General features: G+C 68.7%; 19 protein-coding genes. 11 read left to right on the top strand and 8 right to left on the bottom strand.

Translation table 11 applies throughout. The features are described from left to right. Positions 1-143 precede the first annotated feature (143 nt). Positions 144-914, top strand: coding sequence for a class I SAM-dependent methyltransferase (locus tag LFM09_RS12365; RefSeq protein ID WP_414096534.1), 771 nt, complete (start codon positions 144-146; stop codon positions 912-914). On the opposite strand, the gene LFM09_RS12360 is transcribed toward LFM09_RS12365, so the two are convergent. The 5 genes from LFM09_RS12360 to LFM09_RS12340 are packed head-to-tail and all read right to left on the bottom strand — an operon-like array spanning position 907 to position 6,007. Then, on the bottom strand, positions 907-1,785 hold the full coding sequence (locus LFM09_RS12360) for a dioxygenase (RefSeq protein ID WP_414096533.1): 879 nt from the start codon (positions 1,783-1,785) through the stop codon (positions 907-909). The genes LFM09_RS12365 and LFM09_RS12360 overlap by 8 nt on opposite strands. Then, positions 1,782-2,795, bottom strand: coding sequence for a maleylacetate reductase (locus LFM09_RS12355; RefSeq protein ID WP_414096532.1), 1,014 nt, complete (start codon positions 2,793-2,795; stop codon positions 1,782-1,784). The genes LFM09_RS12360 and LFM09_RS12355 overlap by 4 nt, the downstream gene beginning before the upstream one ends. Continuing rightward, positions 2,792-4,594 (bottom strand): FAD-dependent oxidoreductase, encoded by a 1,803-nt coding sequence (locus tag LFM09_RS12350; RefSeq protein WP_414096531.1) that lies wholly within the window; start codon positions 4,592-4,594, stop codon positions 2,792-2,794. The genes LFM09_RS12355 and LFM09_RS12350 overlap by 4 nt, the downstream gene beginning before the upstream one ends. 37 nt (positions 4,595-4,631) lie before the next feature. Then, on the bottom strand, positions 4,632-5,570 hold the full coding sequence (locus LFM09_RS12345; RefSeq protein ID WP_414096530.1) for an AraC family transcriptional regulator: 939 nt from the start codon (positions 5,568-5,570) through the stop codon (positions 4,632-4,634). 20 nt (positions 5,571-5,590) lie between these two features. Further along, positions 5,591-6,007: a Rid family hydrolase gene (locus tag LFM09_RS12340; protein WP_414096529.1), complete on the bottom strand. Its 417-nt coding sequence runs from the start codon at positions 6,005-6,007 to the stop codon at positions 5,591-5,593. 92 nt (positions 6,008-6,099) lie between these two features. Between LFM09_RS12340 and LFM09_RS12335 the strand changes: the two genes are divergently transcribed. The 5 genes from LFM09_RS12335 (at position 6,100) to LFM09_RS12315 (ending at position 11,146) form a co-directional block, all read left to right on the top strand. Next, positions 6,100-6,990, top strand: a complete 891-nt coding sequence (locus tag LFM09_RS12335; protein ID WP_414096528.1) for a GlxA family transcriptional regulator — start codon at positions 6,100-6,102, stop codon at positions 6,988-6,990. A 404-nt stretch (positions 6,991-7,394) separates the two neighbouring features. Continuing rightward, positions 7,395-9,740 (top strand): nitrate- and nitrite sensing domain-containing protein, encoded by a 2,346-nt coding sequence (locus tag LFM09_RS12330; RefSeq protein ID WP_414096527.1) that lies wholly within the window; start codon positions 7,395-7,397, stop codon positions 9,738-9,740. Next, complete coding sequence (locus LFM09_RS12325) at positions 9,740-10,201, top strand: roadblock/LC7 domain-containing protein (protein WP_414096526.1); 462 nt, start codon at positions 9,740-9,742, stop codon at positions 10,199-10,201. Before LFM09_RS12330 ends, LFM09_RS12325 begins: the two co-directional genes overlap by 1 nt. Then, entirely contained in the window at positions 10,198-10,572 is a 375-nt protein-coding gene (locus LFM09_RS12320; RefSeq protein WP_414096525.1) for a DUF742 domain-containing protein, read from the top strand. The genes LFM09_RS12325 and LFM09_RS12320 overlap by 4 nt, the downstream gene beginning before the upstream one ends. Next, positions 10,553-11,146, top strand: coding sequence for a GTP-binding protein (locus LFM09_RS12315; RefSeq protein WP_414096524.1), 594 nt, complete (start codon positions 10,553-10,555; stop codon positions 11,144-11,146). The genes LFM09_RS12320 and LFM09_RS12315 overlap by 20 nt, the downstream gene beginning before the upstream one ends. A gap of 54 nt (positions 11,147-11,200) precedes the next feature. Here the strand turns inward: LFM09_RS12315 and LFM09_RS12310 are convergent, their stop codons facing one another. Together LFM09_RS12310 and LFM09_RS12305 are read right to left on the bottom strand one after the other, a co-directional pair. Continuing rightward, positions 11,201-12,559: a tryptophanase gene (locus LFM09_RS12310; RefSeq protein WP_414096523.1), complete on the bottom strand. Its 1,359-nt coding sequence runs from the start codon at positions 12,557-12,559 to the stop codon at positions 11,201-11,203. 12 nt (positions 12,560-12,571) lie between these two features. After that, positions 12,572-13,666 carry a tryptophan dimethylallyltransferase family protein gene (locus LFM09_RS12305; protein WP_414096522.1) on the bottom strand — a complete coding sequence of 365 codons (1,095 nt, stop codon included), beginning with the start codon at positions 13,664-13,666 and terminating at the stop codon, positions 12,572-12,574. Between the two features lie 449 nt (positions 13,667-14,115). On the opposite strand from LFM09_RS12305, the gene LFM09_RS12300 reads away from it, so the two are divergent. The 4 genes from LFM09_RS12300 to LFM09_RS12285 are packed head-to-tail and all read left to right on the top strand — an operon-like array spanning position 14,116 to position 17,441. Beyond that, positions 14,116-14,277, top strand: coding sequence for a hypothetical protein (locus LFM09_RS12300; RefSeq protein WP_414096521.1), 162 nt, complete (start codon positions 14,116-14,118; stop codon positions 14,275-14,277). A gap of 59 nt (positions 14,278-14,336) precedes the next feature. Next, entirely contained in the window at positions 14,337-15,275 is a 939-nt protein-coding gene (locus LFM09_RS12295; protein ID WP_414096520.1) for a TlpA family protein disulfide reductase, read from the top strand. Further along, the gene (locus tag LFM09_RS12290; protein WP_414096519.1) at positions 15,272-17,056 is read left to right on the top strand and encodes an ABC transporter ATP-binding protein; all 1,785 of its coding nucleotides are present in this window, start codon (positions 15,272-15,274) and stop codon (positions 17,054-17,056) included. The genes LFM09_RS12295 and LFM09_RS12290 overlap by 4 nt, the downstream gene beginning before the upstream one ends. A gap of 40 nt (positions 17,057-17,096) precedes the next feature. Then, positions 17,097-17,441 (top strand): S26 family signal peptidase, encoded by a 345-nt coding sequence (locus tag LFM09_RS12285; protein WP_414096517.1) that lies wholly within the window; start codon positions 17,097-17,099, stop codon positions 17,439-17,441. Here the strand turns inward: LFM09_RS12285 and LFM09_RS12280 are convergent. Further along, a complete protein-coding gene (locus tag LFM09_RS12280; RefSeq protein ID WP_414096516.1) occupies positions 17,387-17,671 on the bottom strand; it encodes a helix-turn-helix domain-containing protein in 285 nt (94 codons plus the stop codon). The genes LFM09_RS12285 and LFM09_RS12280 overlap by 55 nt on opposite strands. Positions 17,672-17,852: 181 nt before the next feature. Here LFM09_RS12280 and LFM09_RS12275 point away from each other — a divergent pair, with 181 nt between their 5' ends. After that, a complete protein-coding gene (locus LFM09_RS12275) occupies positions 17,853-23,027 on the top strand; it encodes a CHAT domain-containing protein (RefSeq protein WP_414096515.1) in 5,175 nt (1,724 codons plus the stop codon). Positions 23,028-23,051: the final 24 nt, after the last annotated feature.

Genomic DNA, 23,051 nt, shown 5'->3' with positions numbered 1-23,051 from the left:
CGGTCCGAGTTCGCAGGTGGCCGGGTCCGCTCCGGCCGCGCTGACCTGACTTCACCGGTACGCGTCACCGCGAACCCGCCCCATTCCGAACCGGGAGAGGTAGCCTGCACCGCACCCGAGGCAAACCCAGGAAGTGGTGCAGGATGCCGAGTGTCGAGGAAAACCACAATCGGTGGGCGAACTACGACTGGACCGACAAGGGGGACGAGTGGTCCGTCGGTTTCGGTGGTACCGAGGCGATGTGGGCCTGGTTCCTGCAGCCGCGGGTCAGCCCGTTCCTGCCGTCGGCGCACACGCTCGAGATCGCGCCGGGCTTCGGCCGGGCGACGCAGTTCCTCGTGCCGTCCAGTGAGAAGTTGACGCTGGTCGACCTCACGCAGGAGTGCATTGACGCGTGCAAGGAGCGGTTCGCCAAGTACGACCACATCGATTACCACGTCAACGACGGCAAGTCGCTCGACATGATCGAGGACGGGTCGATCGACTTCGTGTTCAGCTGGGACTCGCTGGTCCACGCCGAGCACGACGTGCTGGAGTCCTACCTGGCGCAGCTCGGGCGCAAGCTGCGGCCAGGCGGTACCGGGGTGTTCCACCACTCCAACATCGACTCCTACCGGGATCAGCGGACCGGGGAGCTGACCGTTGGCAACGAGCACTGGCGGGCGCCCACCATGTCGGCGGAGAAGTTCCGCAAGTACGCGGAGGCCGGCGGGTTGCGGGTTGTGGTGCAGGAGCTGGTTCCGTGGGGCGGTACGGACTTCTCGGACTGCCTTTCGGTGTTCCGGAAGGACGTGAAGCGGCCGTTGTTCAAACGCAACACCAAGGTCGTGCGCAACGCCCGGTTCTTCGCTCAGATCCAGGAGCGGCTGGCCGGCGAGGTCCGCGAGGTCACCGAGCTGTACCGGACTAGCTAGGCGCCAGCACGATGTCGAACCGGGCGCTGGTCCACGGCTTGTCGCCCAGCGCCCGGTCGTTCGGCGTCGGGGTGCCCGGAGGCTGCGACACGAACTGCTTGACCAGCGAGGACTTCACACCGAACACGGAGTCGCCGATCTCCAGCTGCGGGTCGCCGTCGACGAAGATGTGCGTGACCAGGGTGCGGAAGCCGGGAGCCGTGACCATGAAGTGCAGGTGGGCGGCGCGCATGGGAGAGCGGTCGGCGGCATCCAGCATCGCGCCCACCGGGCCGTCGTGCGGGATCGGGTAGGGCGTCGGGGTCACGCCCCAGAAGGCGTAGCTGCCGTCGTCCTCAGAAAAGAGATGACCTCGGCCTGAGACACGACCATCGGTGTACTGGACGTCGTAGAAGCCGTCCTCGTCGGCCTCCCACGCCTCGATGCGAGCGCCTGCGATCGGGTTGCCGTCCGTGTCGCGGACGGTTCCCGAGACCCAGCACGGGGTTCCGGCGGCTCCCGCGGCGATGTCGCCGCCGTTGCCGACCATCGGTGAGTCCTCGACGAAGAACGGGCCGAAGACGGTGGCCTCGGTGGCGTCGCGGTAGGCCTCGTTGTTCACCGCGATGGTCTGCATCGAGGCGCCCAGCACGTCGGAGAGCAGGATGAACTCCTGCCGCTTGTCGTCGGTGATGTTGCCGGCCGCGGTCAGGAACTCGATGGCGCGCGTCCACTCCGCCTCGGTCAGGCGCACCTCGCGGATGAACGAGTGCAGGTGCCGCACCAGCGACTCCATCAGCTCTTTCAGGCGCGGGTCGGGTGTGCGGGCGAACGACGCGACGACCTCCGCGGTCAGCTGTTCCTCGATGCGCCGTTGTGCTTCGGAGGTCATGCGAAAGCTCCACTCGGGTTGAGGCCCGCCGTGGCGGCGGCGAGCAGCGTGACCAGGTCTTCCTTGGTGACCGGTCGGGGGTTCGACACCGGGACGGACGGCAGGATCAGATCGGCGGCCGCGGAGACATCGGGTACGCCGCGCAGCACGTGCGAGGCGCCGATCTCGTCGTACAACGAGATCAAATCGCCCCCGAGCGCGGAAGCAACACGACCAGCCGCATCAGGAGCCGCCGGAGCGTTGAACGCCAGCACGTACGGGAGGATCGCGGTGTGCGTCTGGGCGTGCGGCAGGTCGTAGGCGCCGCCGAGGACGTGGCAGATCTTGTGGTGCAGCCCCGAACCGGCGGAGGCGAACGCCACGGCCGACAGGTAGGCGCCGTAGAGGGTCTGCTCCCGGCCCGCCAGGCTGCCGATCGCACGAAGACCGCTGCTCAACGCGCGGATGCCTGCCGTGGCCAGGGCCTGGTTGATCGGATCGGCGCGCGGCGCCCACATCGAGTCGACGCAGTGGGCCAGCGCGTTGCAGCCGGACGCGATCGCCAGGTCGTCGGGCAGCGACGCGGTGAGGGCCGCGTCGTAGATGACGGTCACGGGCAGGACGCGGTCGTCGCTGCCGGTGGTCTTGCGCGAAGCCTCGGTCAGGCCCCACACGTTGGTCGCCTCGGAGCCCGCGTAGGTCGTGGGCACGGCGACGATGGGCAGTCCCGTGGTCAGCGCGACGGCCTTGGCGAGGCCGGTCGTGGAGCCACCGCCGACGCTCACCAGCAGGTCCGCGCCAGCGGCTTGCTCACGGGCGCGCTGAGCATTCGCGAGAGGTACGTGCGGCGCAACGTCCGTGACGCGCGCCGCCACGTCGACCTTCGAGGTCACCTCGTCCGCGATGCCCTCCTCGGCGATCAACAGGACCCGTTGCGCACCAAGGCGTTCGACTTCGGCAGCAAGATGAGCTGCAGCTTCTCCGGTGCCGAACAGCACCCGCTGGCCGAGCGTGACGTGCTGCCAGCTCATGCGCTCTCCTCCCGGCTCAGCACCGTGGCCAGGACGGACATCAACGAGGCCTCGGGATCGGCGGGAAGCGATGCCGAGCGCCAGGCGACGTGCTTGTCGGGGCGCACCAGCACGGCACCGTCCTCGTCCACGCCGGACAGCCGGGACCAGTCGAAGTAGAGGTCGGTCACCGGCCGGCCGGGACCGATGACGACGGTCTCCACCACGACACCGAGCCGGTCGGCCGCCTTCTTCGCCGCGTCGACCCACGCGTCACCCGTGATGCCCGTCAGCAGCGTGAACTGGCCGTACGGCGCGAGGTCGTGCGTGGAGAGCTTGCGCCTGCTGTCACCGACCCAGGCGTGCGGCAACCGGGCTCCCGGCCAGGTCGACGGCTCGTAGTACAACTCGGGATCACGGGCCGGCTCAGCACGAGTTGACCCGTCCGGAACCACGGCGCTGGACGAGTACGACTGGCCCATCTCCACGCCGTGAGCGTTGAACTCGTAGTTCTTCAGCTCCATGGCCTCCCGCACGGCGGCGCGCTTGGCGGCACCGGTCAGGCTGCTGTCCTTGCGTTCCTCGATCTGGGCGTTCATCTGCTCGGCGTCCAAAGTCGCGTCCAGGCCGAGCGCCTCGAACAACGCGCCGAACTCACGAGCGGACTTGTTGGCGCGCAACACGATCTGCTCAGCCACGGGAGCGCGCTCGTCCGTGTAGGTGTCGAGCAGCGACGATCCCGCCTGGCCGTTCAACACCAGTGCGAGCTTCCACGCCAGGTTGTACGAATCCTGGATCGACGTGTTGGAGCCGAGCCCGTTCGACGGCGGATGCTTGTGCACGGCGTCGCCCGCGCAGAACACCCGCCCGCGCTGCAATCGGGTCGCGTACTGCTCGTTGTTGCCCCACAAGGAGATCCCGGTGATCTCCGCGTCCAACCCCGGATCTCCGACGAGGTTCCGGACGATCTGCAACGCGTCGTCGGAGCTCACCTCGGGCACGCCCTGCGCGAGATCGAAGCCCCACACGATGAGCCACTCGTTCCACGGCCGGACCATGCGCACGAGACCGGCGCCGATGCCGCCGACGTTCGCGCCGGGCTGGATCACCCAGTACAGCACCGAAGGGCGGTGCCGGCAGAGCTCGGAGAGGTCGGCCTTGAACGTGATGTTCATGGACCCGGCGACGTCCATCTGCCCTTCATACGGCAGGTCCAGGTCAGCGGCCACCGCGGACCGCGCGCCGTCCGCGCCGATGAGGTACTTCGCGCGAATCGTGTACTCGGCGCCGGTCAGCCGGTTCAGCACCCGCACGGTCACGCCGTCGGCATCCTGCACATGCCCCAGGTACTCGGTGCTGAACTGGGTCTGCGTGCCACGCGCGGTCGCGTTGCGGACGAGGATCGGCTCCAGGTAGGTCTGCGGGATGTCGCAGTTGAGCGACGGCGACGCGAGTTCGTGGTCGGCGTGCCGGGCGGGGTGGTTGCCCCACGTCAGGATGCGGCCGATCTCCTCGCCGGTGATCGACGTGCAGAACACCGTGTCGCCGATCAGGTGGTGCGGGGTCGCGTCGGCGAGCACCTGGTCCTCGATGCCGACGTCGCGGAAGATCTCCATCGTGCGCTGGTTGGTGATGTGCGCGCGAGGGGTGTTGGCCGTCCACCGGTACTTCGTGATCATGACGTTCGGGACGCCGAGCGTGGACAGGAACAGCGCTGCGGAGGCTCCGGCCGGGCCCGATCCCACGATCAGCACATCGGTCTCGACCGCGGTGTCTGTCGGGGGAGCGGTGTCGGCGTGGCCGTCGTGGAAAGTCACCATGCCGAAACGGTGACGTGTCCACCACCGTCGCGAGGGCTCAGCGCCCGGACGTGGCGGATTCAGGCAAAAACGCGCGGCGGTCCTCACGAGCGGTGGTCCCGAACCGCGCCTTGTACGTGCGGGAGAAGTGCGCCTGCGAGACAAAACCGCTCCGTGCGGCGACCTCGGCCAACGAGATGGGCTCGGCCAGCAGACGCCGGGCCGCGTCGAGCCTGGCGTGCAGGATCGCCTGCGGCACGCTCTGCCCCGACTTCGAGAACAGCCGGGAGAGGTGCCGCTCCGAGTACCCGACGGCGGCGGCGATCCGGCTCGCGGACAGGTCCTGGTCGTGCAGGTGGGCGGCGATGAACGCGTGCGCGGCGGCCAGATCAGCGGCGGCTGAGCACCCTCCGCCGAGCAGCGCGCCGAGCAGGTCCGTCGCGACGTTCTCCAGCCCGTCCCAGTCGGCCGGGCCGCCGCGCAACGCCCCGGACAACGCCGTCACCAACGCCCGCGCGTGCGCGTCGTCCTCGAAGCTGAACACCTGCGGTTTCACGGTGCCGGACCGGAACTCGCGCACCAGGGCACGCGGCGCCTTGAGCACGAGCTCGGTGAGACCGTGGGAGAACGTCCGCCGGAACGGCTGGTCCCCGTCCACGACGAGCGCCTGACCAGGCGTGATCAGCTGGTCGCCGCCCCGGTGCGAGAACTGGTTCGCACCTGCCAGCGCGAAGTAGACGACCACGCTGTCGGCCGGGTGCACGGCGATCTGCCGGACGTCCCGGTCGACGGCGTGCGGTGTTCCGGTCACCCGCGCCACCTGCAGGCGCGGCAGCGTGAGGTTGACCTCCGTGCCCTCGAACCGATCGCTGAAAGGCTGCGCCCGCAGGCCGACCAGCGCGCGGGCGTTGTGCTCCTCCCACCCGGCGAGCCGGCGCGCGCCAGGCAGGTCGTGCGTCCGGAACCTCGTCAGTCCGGGCGTGTGCACGGGTGCCATCCCGCCAAGATAACCCCTGTTCAGACGCGGGCGATGAACTTGATCTCGATGAGCTGCTCGGGAAGGGCCAGCCCGGTCGTGCCCACCAGCGTGCTCGCGACCTGCGGATCAGGCCGTCCGTACATCTCCTTGCGCACCGGGCCCGCGGCCGCGAACGCAGCCGGGATGTCGAGCACGTACAGGACCTCCTCGACCACGTTCTCCAAAGACGCCCCGAACCGGCTCAGCAGCTCGGCCGCATTGGCGTAGGTCTGCCGCATCTGGGCCTCCATGGCGGAGAAGTCCGTCACCCGGCCGTCCACCACCGGCGCGGGAGCCACGAAGTCGGCGCCGTCGTGCGACAGCTGGCCGGAGATGTAGATGGTGTCGCCGTGCTTGACGGCCTGCTGGTACCCGTACACGGCTTCCCACGGCACACCGAAGTTCTGAGTTTCCATGAGATCGAGCCTCGCGAATCCCCCACCAGGACTCCACCGCCGTTGATGCCGTAAACCGCAAGGATCGTGACACCGGGAGTACGGTCGAAGCCGTGCTGACCGTCGCGATCCTGGCGTTGCCAGACGTGTACCCGCTCGACCTCAGCATCCCCGCGCACGTGCTCGGCACGCAGTCCGGCTACGACGTCCGGGTGTGCGCGGAGGACGTGTCCGAGGTGCCGAACGCCGACATCGTCGTGGTACCGGGCTACGAGAACCCGGAGATCAAGCCCGCCGGCGAGTACCTCGACGCCCTGCGCGAGGCGGCCGGCCGTGGCGCGCGGATCGCCGCCATCTGCACCGGCACGTTCGCGCTGGCCGCCGCCGATCTGCTGGACGGCAGGGACGCGACCACGCACTGGAGGTATCTCGAACCCCTGCGCGCGCTGCACCCGTTGGTGAAAGTGGTGGAGAACCGGCTCTTCGTGGAGGACGGCAACTTCCTCACCTCCGCCGGTGGTGGCGCGGGGATCGACGCATGCCTGCACCTGATCCGCTCCGACTTCGGAGTCGCGGCCGCGGTGGAGGCGGGCAAGGAGGTCGTCGCGTCCCCGGTCAGGGACGGGGCGCAGCCGCAGTACGTCGACGTGCTGAGCCCGGTCCGCGCCGACCTGTCCGAGGTGCGGTCCTGGGCCATGGAGCACCTCGGCGAGCCGATCACCGTGGATCAGCTGGCCGAACGCGGAAACCTCGGCCGCCGGACGTTCATCCGCCACTTCGAACGGGAGACCGGGTACTCGCCGATGCGTTGGGTGACTATGCAACGGGTGTTGAGCGCACGGCGTTTGCTGGAGACCTCGGACTGGCCTGTGGACCGCATCGCCGCAGTTGCGGGCTTTGGCACCGGGTCGAACTTCCGCGCCGTCTTCCGGCGTGAGGTGGGCACCACACCCACGGCCTACCGCAAGGCGCACGCATGCGAATTCACGAATTCGAAACGGTGACGGAAAGCGACGCTCGGTCGCACTCCGCTCTCGCTTAGAAGACTTTGCGCGTCCTGTCAAGTTCGCCGCAATAACCTGTGCGTTTGTCTGGTTCGGTTTGAGAAAGCCCAGTTGGGCATCGGTTGCCCGCGACAACCATCGGTGACCGTTCTACCTGCGGGAGCGTGTTCACGCATGCCAACACGGGTTCCCCTGAGGGCCGAAACGTCTGATAGGGGGTGTTGCGATGGTCATCTGACTGAGTAGTCTCTACGCGCCCCCCAAGATCATCGCCTGTTGATCGTGTTGATCATGCAGTGCTACCTTTCCGTCGCCAATTCGGGTGGTCGTGGAGAGTTGTGAAGCTGAAGAACGTGCCTGAGACGAATTACAAGACAATTCGTTCTCGGCTCACTGGTGTCGTGGTGGTTCCCAGCATCGTCCTTCTGGCCATGTGGGCGCTGTTCTCGTCCTACACGGTGTTCGAGGGGCTGTACCTCCAGCTGGTCGCATCAGGTGTGAAGGACGCGTCGATTCCGGCGGTGCAGACGTTCTCCTCGCTGCAGAAGGAACGCGAGCTCAGCATGACGAGCCTGAGCCGGCCGGGCTCCGGGACGTCGGCGTTGCTCAAGCAGCAGCAGGCGACCGACGCGGACGTGAGCACGATGAAGACCGCGTTCGCCGAGCTCGCCTCCAAGGCGCCGCAGGAGATCGTCGACGGCATCGGCAAACTCAACGGGCTGCTGGACCAGCTTCCCGAGGTGCGTGAGCGACTGGAGTCGGGCGCCGCGTCCAAGGACGAGGTCTACCGCTACTACAACAGCCTGCTGGACTCCGGCGCCTCGCTGTTCACGACGCAGGCCCGCATCGTGCCCGACGCCGAGACCGTGGCGGCCGCGCTGCTCGCGCCCCAGTCCTTCCAGGCCGTCGACGCGATGTCGCGGTCCGGTTCGGTGGCCGCCGCCGCGCTGACGGTCGGCAAGTTCACCCCGGAGGAGCACCGCGAGTTCGTCCAGCTGGTCGGTCAGTACCGGTCTTCGTTGGCGGGCATGGAGCCTTACGTCCTGCCGAACGTGCGTGACCACTACAAGCAGATCGTCGCCAGTGCACCGTGGCAGCAGCTGACCGCCATGGAGAACCGCCTGATCCAGAACGCGGAACGCAACATCGGGAACTCGGTCACGCTGGCCGACTACGAGAACGCCAGCCGTGCGGTGAACACCGAGCTGACCGCGGTCGTGGAGGAGCAGTCCAACGGCGCCGTGAACCTCGCGATGTCCAACGGGCAGAGCAAGTTCACGACCGTGCTGATCGGTAGCTTGATCGCATTGGTCGCGGTGATCGTGGGCATCTTCGTCGCGGTGCGCGTCTCCAGCCGCCTGGTCAACAAGGCCTTGATCGTCCGGCTCACGAGCCTGAAGAGTGACTCGCTGAAGCTTGCGCACGAACGTCTGCCGGACATCGTGGAACGGCTGCGCGAAGGCAAGCACGTCGACGTGGCCGCCGAGGTTCCCGCGCTGGACTACGGCAACGACGAGATCGGTCAGGTGGCCGACGCGTTCAACGCCGCGCAGTACACCGCCGTCGCCGCGGCCGTGAAGGAGTCGCAGACCCGTGAAGGCGTCAACCGGGTCTTCCTCGACATCGCGCGCCGCAACCAGGGTCTGGTGCACCGCCAGCTGAAGATCCTGGACAAGCTGGAGCGCGAGGAGGAGAACCCCGACCACCTCGACGCGTTCTTCCAGCTCGACCACCTCGCCACCCGCGCGCGCCGCAACGCCGAGAACCTGATCATCCTGACCGGCGAGCAGCCGGGCCGGCAGTGGCGCAAGCCCGTGCGCATGCTCGACGTCGTGCGCGCGGCGGTCGCGGAGACCGAGCAGTACGCCCGCGTGAAGGTGAACCCGGTGCCCGAGGTGGCGCTGGCCGGTGCCGCCGTCGCCGACACGATCCACCTGATCGCCGAGCTGGTCGACAACGCGACGTCGTTCTCCTCGCCGCGTTCGCAGGTCGAGGTGCACAGCAGTGAGGTGCCGCAGGGTCTCGTGATCGAGATCGAGGACCACGGCCTCGGCATCAAGCTGGAGGACCGCGAGCAGCACAACAAGATGCTGGCCGCGCCGCCGGACTTCGAGGCCATGCGCCTGCGTGGTGAGTCCCGCCTGGGCCTCTTCGTCGTCGCGCGCCTGGCGGCCCGTCGCGGCATCCGGGTGGAGCTGCGCGACTGCCCGTCCGGCGGCACGATCGCGCTGGTGCTCGTCCCGGCCGACCTGCTCGTCGGCGAGGCGGGCGCGGCCGATCCGGCGGATCCCGTGCAGATGCCGAAGCCGACGTTCCGGCAGCAGACGCTCGCGCAGAACGCCCTCCCGCACGGCACTGACGACGTGGTGCTCGACGCCCGGCCCTCCACCTCGGAGCTCAACGAGTTCTGGGCCGGGGGAGGAGTGGGAAACGACTCGCGCCAGGTGAAGGACCCCGACAGCGGCAGCATCGGCGGTGTGCTGCGGGAGGAAGACCACCTGGCCGGAACCTGGCCGGCCGAGGACCCCGCGGACGGTGACGCGGCGCGTCAGGACGCGCGGCCGGAACTGCCGCGGCGCCGGAAGCAGCAGCACCTCGTGCCGCAGCTGGCGAACGACGACCACCGCCCGGCGGCCGACTTTCCCGAGGTCGGTCACGAGGAACGGGCGGAACGCACTCGCGACGGCATGTCGGCCTTCCAGCAGGGCACCCGTGATGCCCGCCAGGCCGACGACGCCGTCGAACCCTGATGACCCCGAACATCGAAAGGGCTGTTGAAGTGGACGACGACCTGACCGGCGGGCACCCCGAGCTCAACTGGCTGCTGGACGACCTCGTCGCCAGAGTGGTCGGTGCGAGGCACGCGGTGGTGCTCTCCGCGGACGGCCTGCTGCTCGCCCGCTCTCCCGAACTGTCCAAGGACGACTCCGACCACCTCTCGGCGATGGCGTCGGCGTTCCAGTCGCTGGCCCGCGGCACCGGAAGGCACTTCGGTGGCGGCCAGGTCCGCCAGACGATCGTGGAGATGGAGCGCGCGCACCTGTTCGTCACCGCAGCGGGGCAGGGCGCCTGCCTCGCGGTCGTCGGCGACGAGGACGCGGACATGGGCATGATCGCGTACGAGATGAACATGCTCGTGAAGCGCGTGGGCAGCTACCTGTCGTCGGCGCCGCGAACACTCGCGTCGCCGCGACTCCCGGGGCTGTCATGAGCTCGCGGTCGTCGGACTGGTGGTACGACGAGGCGGCGGGCCCGCTGGTCCGCCCCTACGCGTTGGTGAGCGGCCGCACCAGACCGACGTGGGGCCGTCTCAACCTCGCCACCCAGGTCCGCGCGATCCGCACCACGACGGAGACCGGATCGCTGTCCGTCGAGCACCTCGAGATCATGAAGATGTGCCGCAAACCGTTGTCCGTGGCGGAGGTCGCGGCCTACCTGCACGCGCCGCTCGTCGTGGCGAAGGTGTTGCTGAGCGACCTGATCCAGCGCGGTGACGTCATCACCAGCGACCCGTCGCGGCTCGCCGTCGCGCCGGACCGCAACCTACTGCAGAAAGTCCTGGATGGTGTCCGTGCGATCTGAGCAGCCCGAAGAACTGCTCGTCCCCGCCTCGGTCAAGATCGTCGTCGCCGGCGGTTTCGGCGTCGGCAAGACGACGATGGTCGGCGCGGTCAGCGAGATCACGCCGCTGCGGACCGAGGAACTGCTCACCGAGGCCGGTACCCAGATCGACGACCTGGCCGGCGTCGAGGGCAAGAACACCACCACGGTCGCGCTCGACTTCGGCCGCATCACGATCAACCCCGAGGTCGTGCTGTACCTGTTCGGCACGCCCGGCCAGGACCGCTTCTGGTTCATGTGGGACGAGCTGTCGTACGGCGCGATCGGCGCGGTCGTCCTGGTCGACACCCGCAGGCTCGACGGCGGTTTCGGGGCGATCGACTTCTTCGAACGCCGCGGGATCCCGTTCGTGGTCGCCGTGAACTGCTTCGACGGCAGCCACTCCTACACCGAGGACGAGGTGCGGCACGCGCTCGACGTCACCGACAACGTGCCGTTGGTGCTGTGCGACGCGCGTGACCGTGAGTCGTGCAAGGCGGTGCTGGCCCGCGTGATCGAGCACGCGATGGCCAAACTCGACCCCGCGATGGCCTGAACGGATGAAGGGCTCTCTCGTCGACCTCAGGTGGACGAAAGAGCCCTTCATCCGTTAGCGGACCTGTTCGAGGCGGCACCGGAACGGGCGCAGGATGGCGGGTGCCTCGACGAGGCGGTAACCGGGCACCCGCTCCGGGTTCTTGGCGATCCCCGCGAGTGTCTCGGCCACGTACTCCAGGTGGCTGCGCGTGTAGACGCGGCGCGGGATCGCCAGGCGCACCAGCTCGTACGGCGCCGGCGTGATCAGCTCGCCGGCGTCGTCGATCTCGCCGAGGTAGAGCGAACCCAGTTCGGCACAACGGATTCCGCCCGCGAGGTAGAGCTCCGACGCGAGCGCGTGGCCGGTGAACCGGTGCGGCGGGATGTGCGGCAACAGCCTGCCCGCGTTGAGGTACACGGCATGCACACCCGTCGGCTGCACACTGTCCACACCGGCCTGTCGCGCGCACTCGGCGAGATGTGCTGTGGCGTCAGCGCGCTCCTTGAGGTACAGCGGATCGGTGACCTCCATCATGCCCTGCGCGCACATGTCGAGGTCGCGGCCGGAAAGCCCGCCGTAGGTGCGGAAGCCCTCGGTGGCCATCAGCAGGAGTTCGCACTGCCGCGCCAGTTCCGGGTCGTTGAGGCCCAGCAACCCTCCGATGTGGACGATGCCGTCCTTCTTCAGGCTCGCCACGCAGCCGTCGGCGAGCCGGAACGCCTTCTTCACGACGTCGCGCACGCTGCGGTCGCGGTACTTCGCTTCTCGTTGCGTGACCAGCCAGGCGTTCTCGGCGAACCTGGCCGCGTCGAGGATGAACGGAACGCCGTGTTTCCGCGAAAGCTTGCTCGCGGCCTTGATGTTCGCCATCGACACCGGCTGCCCGCCGCCGCCGTTGTTGGTGATCGTCATGAGCACCAGGCCGACGTCGTCCGGGCCCTGCAGCGCCTTTTCGAGTGCTTCCAGGTCGATGTTGCCCTTGAACGGCGCGTCGCTGTCGAGGTCCTTCGCCTCCTGGCACGGGATGTCGCGCCACACCCCGCCCACCAGCTCCACGTTCGCGCGGGTCGTGTCGAAATGCGTGTTGCTGAGCGAGATCTGGCCGGGCTTGAGCAACGCGGTGAACAGGATCCGTTCGGCGGCACGGCCCTGGTGCACCGGGAAGATGTGCTCGTAGCCGGTCAGTTCCTCGGCCACGTCCCGGAACCGCTGGAACGACCGCGCGCCCGCGTAGGTCTCGTCCCCGCGCATGCCGGCCGCCTGCTGCTCCGCCGACAGGGCACCGGTTCCGGAGTCGCTCAGCAGGTCGATCGTGACGTCGTCCGCGGTGAGGTTGAACTGGTTGTAGCCACCCTCGGCGTACCGGCGTTCCCGGTACTCGCGGGTGGTGATGGGAATGGGCTCGACGACCTTGATCCGGTACGGCTCCACGATCTTGCCTTTCTATAACGACATTGCCTTCGTGCGTGGCGGAGTCACGTCGTACGCCTCCGACGACAGGTACACCGTGACTCCGGGCCGCGGCCGGCCCAGACGCAACGACACGTGGGCGATCAGCCCGACACCCTCGGCCAGTGGTCTGCGCACGATGCTCGCCAGCGCCATGACGAACGGCGCGGTGTCCAACCCGCACCTGGCCATGATCGTGAGAACCCTCTCACAGGCCTCCAGGTCGTCCTGCACGTAGTCCCGCAGGGGGATGTAGATCGAGTAGCCGCTCGGCCGGTCCGTGTCGCCGGACATGAAGGTGTAGCTGGACATCAGCGGCCTGCGGGTGAACGGCCCGGTGCCGCCGCAGGCCAGTGCGACGACGTCCGACAGGAGCTCCAGGTCGACGTCGGGTGCGGCGGCGGCCGCGCGGACGACGTCCGCGATCTCGGCGGCCTCGTGCGACACGTAGGTCTTGACCCGCGCCTGCGGCTCCTCGGTGAGGTCGAGGGCGAAGAACGAGAACCGGTCCAGCCCGTCGCGCTGCAACGCGTGCCCGGTCACCCTCGGGTAGGCGTCCCGCAGGCCGAGTCTGGCGAGCGCCTCGCTGACGAGCGCCGTCGCGCTCTCCCGGCCCCGCACCTCGGGGTTGAGGTAGACCTTGATCGCGGGCGCCGCGTCCGCGTGGACGATCAGCGAGTACCAGAACGCGAACGCGCCCTGTGGTTCCGCGGGCAGGAACAGGTCGCGCACCAGGTCGAGCTGCCGCAGGTCCAGCCGGTGCTGCACGGTGAGCCGGTCGAGCACGCCGAGCGCCGCGCTGAGGTTCGCGCTGCGGTCCGGGTGCTCCGCGATCGACTCGACGATCATGCGGACGGCGGGCGGTTCGTTTTGGGTCAAAGCGACCGAGAATTCGACCGGGGTGTGGTCGTCGGCGACGAATGACGGCCAATGCGGAACCGCGGATAACGGCAGCTCACAGCCGGGGCCCATTGCCTCGGCCAGCAGTTTCGTAGATCTTTCTGCGGAACCCGTTAAACCGACGGCTCGGAGCAGGTTTCGAAGTTGACCAATGGCGAAATCGCGTAACGAGACGTGTGGCGCGCTCAAGATGGGGCACTCCTGATCGGCCGGGGAATCAGGACAGGGTGCAATCCGTTCGGGGTGGAATCGCGCATGAATTCTCTCAACCCACCACATGGCCAGGTCAAGGTCCAAGGGGGTTGCAGGCGCCACTCTCGGCTGTGATCAAGATTGCACTGCACGGCCTATTGACTAGGTGGCTATCCGATGTTTGTGAGGCATTCCGGTGTAGAGATTCGTGACTTAAAGTGCAGAATTGCACAGGCTGGCGGGCGTGTGATATGCACTAGCGTTTTGGTTTCAAAGGAAGTACCGATTGTGGATTAATCGGACTCGTGATAGGGCGCAGTTGATCAGGTTCGCGATGCCCGGCGGCGTCCGAGGGCGTCCGAGACCGTCCGACTTTCCTTCCGTTTCCGGCCCGGCCGAGCGAGCGTGGTCGCCGTTCAGTGTTGATCAACTGGGAGGAGCGGACGATGAAGCGACTCGCGCAGCTGGCCGGTGAGCGGCTCGTGGCGATGGTGCTGCCGAAGGTGGATGCCGGTGCCTGCGTGCCGGAGCACGGGCAGTGTTGCAAGAAGGGGTACCGGTTCAACTGCAACGGCATCTGCTCGTCCAAGAGCACCAGCTGCAAGTGACGCGCTGATCCGCGGTGCCGGCGGGGCGCCCCCGCCGGCACCGTGCTTGGAGGCCGAAAGTGCTCGACCTGTTCGCTCGCGTGCTGCTCGCGGTGGTGTTCCTCGTGGCATTCGCCGGTAAAGTCCGCACCCGGCAAGGGTTTGCCGAGTTCCGCGACTCGATCGCGGCCATCGCGCCGTGGTCGCCGGCCCGGCTGGTCGCCGCGGCGATCCTCGCGGCAGAGGCCGTTGCCGTGGTGTTGCTGGCCGTCCCCGGCACGCGACTGGGGTACGCGGTCGTGGTGGCGTTGCTGTTGGCGTTCTGCGGTGGGATCGCGTTGGTCATGCGGAGCCGGAAAGCCGTGCGCTGCAAGTGTTTCGGCGCGGGCGGTGAGGTGCTCGGGCCGAAACACCTCGTCCGCAACGGATCACTGGTCGCTGTCGCTCTCATCGGCGCGTTCGCGCCGTCGCCCGCATCCTGGGAGGAACCGTTGACCCTGCTGACGATTGCCGTGGTGCTGCTCGCCGTCGTGGTCGCGCTGCACGTGCTGTTCACCTGCGGCCTGGTGGCCAGGGTCCGGGAGCTGCAGGAGAACTCCGGACCGCGCCGCAACGAGAACCTGCCGCAGCCCGGCCTGGTGATCAAGCCGTTCGAGGTCACCGATACGAAGGGCATGCCGTTCACGAACGCCGACCTCGACGGGCCGGTGCAGGTCGGTTTCTTCTCGGTCGGTTGTGGACCGTGCCGCACGCTCAGCGACGCGCTGCTGGCCGACCCGCCCGCGGCGAGGTTCGTGTCTGTTGTGGACGGTGATCTCACCGATCCGGAAGCGACCTCGCGACTGGCCGAGAAGGTCAGCGGGCTCGGGCGGGTCGTGGTCGTCGGCACCGACGACCCGGTGCTGTCGGCGTTCGAGGTCATGGCGTTCCCGACGCTGGTGCACACCCACGGCGGTGTGGTGACCGCGTCCGGCATCAAGCTCGGCGACTTCGCGCACGCTCCGGCGCCGGTGGCATGATCCGCAACGCCGCGGCGGCGCTCGCGTTGCCGTTCAGAGCAACGCCGCTGGTCGCCACGATCACGCTCGTGCTCACGGTGTTCGCCGGTGTGGCGCCGGCGAGCGGCGCGTGGCTGACGATGCTGCTGGTGGACGAGCTGACCTCGGGAACGGCGAGCCCTGGCCGGGCGGCGTTCCTCGCGGTCGCCGCGGCGCTGGTGGGCGGGCTCGCGATCGCGTTGCTCTACCTCGGCGGCCACCTCGGGGAAGTGGTGCAGCAGCGGGTCACGCTGACCGTCGAGAGCAGGTTGTTCCGCCGGGTCGCCACGTTGCCGGGGCTGCGGTACGTCGAGGACCCCGCGTTCCACGACCGGCTGCGGCTCGCCGAGCAGGCGGCGCAGGAGGCTCCCGGCACGATCTCGCAGTTCACCCAGGAGGTGATCCGCTCGGTCGTGCTGCTGGTCAGCTTTTCCGGCGCGTTGCTGGTGGTGTGGCCACCGATGACGTTGCTGCTGCTTGCCTCGGTGGTGACCGCGGTGTTCGCCAGGCTGGCGACTGCGCGGCGTGAGGCGGCCACGGAGGAGGCGTGGGTCGCCACCGACCGGCGGCGGCTGTTCTACCGGGCGTTGCTCACGGATGTGCGTGCGGCCAAGGAGATCCGGTTGTTCGGGCTCGGATCGTTGCTGCACAACAGGATGATCGACTCGCTCGCGACGGTCTCCGGCGCGCGGCTCGCGGCGGCGCGCCGGGGAACGTTGGTGCAGAGCGCCCTTGCGTTGCTCGGCGCCGCGGTGGGTGGGGCGGGCACGGTCGTGGTGGTGCTCAACGTGGCGGCCGGTCGGTCTTCGGTCGGTGATCTCGTGCTGTTCCTGGGAGCCGTCGCAGGGGTGCAGACCGGGCTCTCCGGTGTGGTGCTGCAGCTCGGTGAGGCGGGGCGGGCGGTCACGTTGTTCGGGCACTACCTCGACGTGATCGGCACTCACGACGACCTGCCCGAGGGCACGGGGACGCCGTCTCACAACGCGTCGATCGAGCTGCGGGACGTCTGGTTCCGCTACAGCGAGGACGGACCGTGGGTGCTGCGCGGGGTGAACCTGACCATCCCGGCCGGGAGGGCGGTCGGACTGGCCGGCGTCAACGGTGCGGGCAAGAGCACGCTGGTGAAGCTGCTTTGCCGGTTCTACGACCCGCAGCGGGGCACGATCACGTGGGACGGTGTGGACCTCCGCGAGCTGGACGTCGACGGGCTGCGGGCCCGGATCGGCGTGGTGTTCCAGGAGTTCATGGCCTACGACTTGACCGCGGCGGAGAACATCGGCATCGGTCAGGCCGCTCGGCTCGACGATCGGGGTGCGATCGAAGCCGCGGCGGAGCTGGCCCGCGTGGCCGACACGATCAGGGCGTTGCCTCAAGGGTTCGACACGGTGTTGTCCCGGACCCACGCGGACGACGACCATCCGGGCGTGACGTTGTCCGGTGGGCAGTGGCAGCGCGTGGCCCTGGCGCGGTGCCTGATGCGCGCCGACGCGGAGTTGATGATCCTCGACGAGCCGACGTCCGGGCTGGACGCCGAGGGCGAGCACCGGGTGCAGGAAACCGTGCGGCGGCACGCGGAAGGCCGGACCCGGTTGCTGATCTCGCACCGGATGTCCTCGCTGCGGGGTGCCGACCTCATCGTGACCCTGGCCGGCGGGCGGATCGCCGAGCAGGGTCGTCACGACGAGCTGATGGACGCGGGTGGGGAGTACGCGCGGCTCTTCCGGTTGCAGGCGGACGGATACCAGGATGCGAGGGTCGGTTGATGGGACTGCTGTGGACCGGGTACCGGGTTGCGAGGGCGCGATGATCACCCTCCCGTGGACGCGGGTGGTCGTGCGGGGCAACAGCATGGCGCCGACCCTGCGCGACGGCCAGCAGCTCCTGGCCCGCCGCCTGCGCAGGGACCCGCGCCGCCGTGAGGTGATCGTGTTCCGGGTGCCGGACCCGGAACTGCCGCACCGGATCAAACGGGTGGCGGCCGTCGCCGGAGACCCCATACCGGACTGGCTAACCCCGACGCTGCCGGACGTGGCCCAGGTGCCGGCGGGGTTCGTCGCGGTGGTGGGGGACAACCCGCGTTCACAGGACTCCCGTCAGCTGGGTTTGGTCGACTGCCGCGACATCGTCGGTGCCGTGCGCGGTGCCTGACATCGCCTCGCGTTGACCCAGCGCCGCCGCCAGCTCATCGGATCACCGCCGCACGCCCGTGCGATCGCCAGCACCGTGTCGAGCCGGGGAAACCGCTGGCCGGTCAACGCGTCGTGCAACGTGCTGCGCGCGCATCCGGTGCGGCGCGCCAGTTCGCGGTAGGACAACCCGACCAGCAGCCGCAGCTCGTCCAGGTCGACTCCCAGTTCTGTCCTGCCCCCTGTGGTCATCACAGACTCCCGTGTAGTCGCTCCGTTCCTCTCCGCGATCAGCCCACCCGCATGCCTACCCGCGGATCGCCGATTTCGCCACCACATGATCGAAATGATCGAACGCGCTGACGTGGAATAGGGGTAACGAAGTCGTTCGGATCCGCGAGAGCCACATGCACCTACGCGAAAGCAGGCCGGCATGGAGCTCATCGTTCACGGCAAACGCGTCGACTCACCGAAGGGTGACGAGTTCGCGGAGCTGTACGGAAACGACTTCGAGAGCTACCAGACCCGCGGCGAGATCAAGGTCGCCGGAGTGCGCAACGCCGACGCGGAGTTCGTGGGCCTGGACGGCGCGAGCGACGACGTCATCGAGGTCGTGGACACCGACGGCGTGGTGTCGTTCCACCGCGCCGACCGGCTGGCCGAGGCCGCCCGCGACACCGAGATCACCGACTACCTGGAGTCGGAGACCCGCTCGCGCGGCTCGTCGGCCGGGCTCGCCTCGGTCCGGCGCGTCGAGGTCACGCTGCCGCCGGAGGTCGCCGCGAACCTGCGCGTGGTCGACCAGGCCGTCGGCGTCGACATCGACCGCTCGGGGCTGGTCGACGACGCGCTCGGCGTGGTGGCCAACCCGATCGCGACCTGGACCGCCCGCAAGGCCATGCGCGAGGTCGTGGAGTGGATCGACAAGCCGGTCGGAGTCGACGCGCCCGAAAAGGTGTGGCGGCGCAAGCCGAAGCCGCGCGGGGTCTACAAGGTCGACGACAAACTGCAACTGCATCCCAAAGCGTTGCTGGACGCGGAGGTGCCGTCCAGCGACAAGCCGTATCTGGTGCTGCTGCACGGGACCTTCTCGCACACCGAGGGCGCGTTCGGCGCGCTGCGCGATACCCCTGAGTGGCTGGAACTGGTCAAGACGTACGAGGGCCGCATCCTGGCGGTCGAGCACGCGACGCTGAGCATGTCTCCGGTGGAGAACGCCTTGCAGGCCGCGGAGTTCCTGCCCGCCGGCACACCCCTGCACCTGGTGAGCCACTCACGCGGCGGACTCGTGGGCGAGGTGCTGAGCTACGCGTCGAAGCAGCCGCCCAACCTCAACCCGTACAAGCCGGATTCGCAGCCCGTCGACCCTGAGTCCCGACACCCTGACCTGAAAGCGTTGCCGAAGCTGCACGAGCGGCTCACCGAACGGAAGATCACCGTCGAGCGGTTCGTCCGGGTCGCCTGCCCCGCGCGTGGCACGACGCTCGCCTCGCACCGGCTGGACAAGTGGGGATCGTTCCTGTTCAACGCGTTCAACCTGGTGCCGGGGCTGTCCGAGACCGGCATCGCGTTCCTGATCAAGAAGTTCCTGATGACCGTGCTGGAGCAGCGCACGGACCCGCGCATCGTGCCCGGCATCGAGGCGATGATGCCGGAGGCGCCGTTCCTGCGGATGCTGCTGACCGCGACGAGACTGGACGACGGGCTGGGCTCGATCGCGGGTGACGTGCAGGGCAGCGGGATCCGCCGCAACCTGCTGGTGCGGGGCATGAACCTGTTCTTCCGCGAGGACCACGACTTCGTGGTGCCGACCTCGTCGATGTCCGGTGGTGCGCGCAGGAAAGCGCAACGCACCGCGTCGTTCAGGGGAACCACCGTCAGCCACGGCAAGTACTTCTCCAACTCGGACAGTCGCCAGGCGTTGCTGGGCTGGCTCAAGGCCACGAGTGGTCAGAGCGTGGCGCTGTTCGAGGACCCCACCATCACCACCACCACGCCACGGCACCGCGACGAGGCCTTGGTGGAGAAGAACACCAAGGTGATCGTGGTGCCCGACCTGCTGGGGTCGCGCATCAAGGTCGGCGAGGTGGAGACCTGGCCCGACGTCGCCGAGCTCGCGAGCTGCGGCGTGCCGAAGTCGCTCGACGGACAGCCGAACGGCCTCGTGAACGCCTACGGCATGCTCGCCGATACACTCGCCACACCGCACGAGGTGCTGCCTTTCTCTTATGCACCAACGGAGTCGCCGGTTGAGCGGCTGACCGGCCTGCTCGCCGCCCAGGTGGCGCAGGACAAGCCGGTGCACGTGGTCGCGCACGGGTTGGGCGCGCTCCTCGTTCTGGAGGCTCTGCGCGACGACGATCTGCGCAAGGCCTGGCGGGGCAAGGGCGGACGTGCGGTGCTGCTGGGCCCGCCGCTGCAGGGCAGTTGGCTGGCGAAAGCACGGTTGGCCGGCCGCGACGAGTTCACCGCGGCTCTCGCGTTGCTCTCGGGTGCCGAGTCTGCCGAGATCGGGCAGCAGATGGCCCGATGGCCGCTGATGGAGCTGCTGAAGCCTCGCGAGACGCCGGACACCGCGGACTGGACCGGGATCACCGCGGTCTACGGTTCGGCGGAGCTCACCGCGTCCGGTGTGAAGGACGGCGACTTCACCTGTTCGACCGGTGGTGACGGGTTCGCGATGCCGACCCCCGTTCCCGGCCTGCCGACGTTGTACGCGGTCGTGCCGCACGCGGACCTGCCCGGTGACCGCGACGTCGCGGCCTGCGTGCTGAACCTGTTGGAGGGCAAGACACCGGCGAAGCTGCTCAACTCGCCGCCCGCGGTGACGATCGACGCCAGGACCATGCCCGAGTCACGCGGACGGTTGCTGTTGCCGACCGACGCCGAGATCGTGCGGATGGCGTGGGGCGGCGGTTCGCGCACGTCCGACCGCCAGGTGTTGCGGGTCTGCGTCATGCACGGCGATCTCGGGTCGGTGCAGGATCCGGTGCTCGTCGGTCACCAGGACGGCACGCCTGTGGGTGGTGCCGAGAAGGCGCTGGACACCAGGCTGAAAGGGGCGCTCATCCGCCGCCTCGAACTGCGGCAGTACCCGGGACCGCTGAACACCTGCGAGGTGTTCGAGGACGACAAGGGCCCGGCCGGCGTGGTGATCGGCATCGGCGACGCCGGTGACCTGACGCCCCGCGGCCTGACGGCGAGCGTGATCCAGGCCGTGCTCCGCCTCGTCGCCGAGAGCAGGGACCGGGGCGCGACGGAACCGCTGGCGCTCGCGGCGGTGCTCGTCGGCACCGCGCTGGTACCCGCGATGCCGGTGGAGAACTCGCTCACCGCGATCGTCACCGGTGTGCGCCAGGCGAACCGCCGGCTGCGGGACGTCAGGTCGAGCGTGTTCGTCGACGAGCTGAAGATCGTCGAGCTGTACGAGGACAGGGCGATCCAGGCGACCAGGGCAGCGATCAACCTCGCGGGCACGCTGAAGGGCGACGGCGGCACCGAGGTCGTCGTCGAGGGCCGCCTGTTGGAGGGCGAGCACGGCACGCGCGGGATGCCGCGCCCGGACTACCACGACGACACGTGGCGGACCGTCCGCATCGTGGCGGCCGAGCCGGGCCAGCGGGTCCCGCTCGCCGAGGGCCTGGTCGAGCTGACGTTCACGAGCATCGGCAGGGACGCCGGTGTGCAGCAACGGGTGAGCAGGGGCCAGCGCCGCGTGCTGGACGAACTGGTCTCGGAGGCCATCGACAAGCCGGTGCAGGACCACCAGCTGTTCAACACCCTCTACGAGCTGCTCGTGCCGAACGCGTTGAAGGAGCAGGGATACGGCAGCGAGCACCTCAGCGTGGTCGTCGACGAGCAGGCGGGCGTGCTGCCGCTGGAGATGCTCGCCAGCCGTTCCCCGGACGAGGACCTGCTGCCGCTGGCCGTGCAGGTCGGTGTGCTGCGCAGGCTGGAGACGCGCACCACCACGGAAGGCACGCGACCCTCGTCGGGAAAGGCCGCGCTGGTCATCGGCGACCCGGCGGGCACCGGTCTGAAACGGCTGCCGGCCGCGCGCCGCGAAGCCGAGCTGGTGCGGGACGTGTTGCACAGCAAGGGGTACGAGGTCACCGCGATCATCCCCGGCGCGGACGCCGACGCGGGTGAGGACGTCGTCGGAATCCTGAACGCCCTGTTCGCCCGCGAGTACCGGATCATCCACATCGCCGGGCACGGCAACTACGACCCGGACGACGTCACCCGCAGCGGCGTGCGCATCGGCCTCGACACCTACCTCGGTCCACTCGAGATCGCGAAGATGCGGACGACTCCGGACCTCGTCTTCATGAACTGCTGCCACCTCGGCGCCATGAGGTCGCGCACGCGGGGCGCGTCGATGCCCGCCGACCGGTTCGCCTCCAGCATCTCCCGCCAGCTCGTGGACAACGGCGTGCGCGCGGTGATCGCGGCGGGGTGGGCGGTCGACGACAGGGCCGCCTACGCCTTCGCCGACCGGTTGTACGACTCGTTGCTCTCCGGCCGTGATCTCGGTTCAGCCGTGTTGCAAGCCCGCCAGCGCGTGTACCGGGAATTCCCGGCCACCAACACATGGGGTGCGTACCAGGTGTACGGCCCGCCGGCGTTCCGGCTGGTGTTGCGATCCGGGCAGGCGGGGCGGCCGGCGGCACCGATCGCGCAGCGGGAGCTCAGGGACCGGCTCGACGAGCTCAAGCGCCGCGCCGAGACCTGCCGGCCGAACGAGGTCCCGGACCTGGCCGAGGAGCTGCAGGCCCTGCGCGACGTGGATCCGCAGAGCTGGCTGGGCGGCCGGGAGCTGTCCGACATCGGCGACGTCTGGGGGCTGCTCGCCCGCTATGACCGGGCGATGGAGTGCTACGAGGCCGTGCTGAAGGACTGGAGCTCGGCCGGCACCCTCAAAACCTTGGAACAGCTCGTCAACGTCAAGGCCAAGAGCGCGGTCGAGCTCGTCGAACAGAGCGAGAAGAACACCCCGGACGCCCTGGGTCGCCTCGCGGAGGCCGAGGACCTGTTGAACTGGTTGCTGGAGCGGGGCAGGACACCCGAACGGTTGTCGATGCTCGGCAGCCTCGCCAGCCGCCGCGCACGGTGCTCTCTGTCCACAAAGGATGGACCGGTTGCCGCTCTAGCCGCCGCCCGTGACGCGTACGGCGAGGCCGCCGACCTGCACCAGGCCAAGACCGGCGAGGTCTACTACTACCCGACGCTCAACCAGGTCGTCCGCGGACTGCTCGCGCACCTGTGGAACCCGGAGCAGCCGTTCGTCAAGACCGATGCCAAGAAGAAGATCGCGGACGCGGCCAAGGCGGCGCGCGAGATCTCGCCCTCGACCTTCTGGTCACGGGTGACGGAGGCGGACGCGTTGCTCGCCAGGGCGTTGGTGGCCGACAAGGTGGCTGAGCGGGCTGCTCGGGTCACGGCTGCCTACGAGGAGGCGTTCCTCAAGTCGAGCAGCCGTGACCGGGCGACGGTTCTGGAGAACCTGGACATCATCGCGAAGGCGTTGCCGGGCGAGCGGGAGCAGGATGCCGCGGCGTTGCAGGAGATGCGGAAGGCGCTGGCCGAGGTGACGTCTCAGGCGCCGTGACCGGGCCGCCGTTTGGCGGGCCGG

Source organism: Lentzea alba, from assembly GCF_047445655.1.
In the GTDB taxonomy this organism is placed as follows: domain Bacteria; phylum Actinomycetota; class Actinomycetes; order Mycobacteriales; family Pseudonocardiaceae; genus Lentzea; species Lentzea alba_A.
Note: the sequence above shows the minus strand (reverse complement) of the source record. Positions and strands in the feature narration are given on the sequence as shown.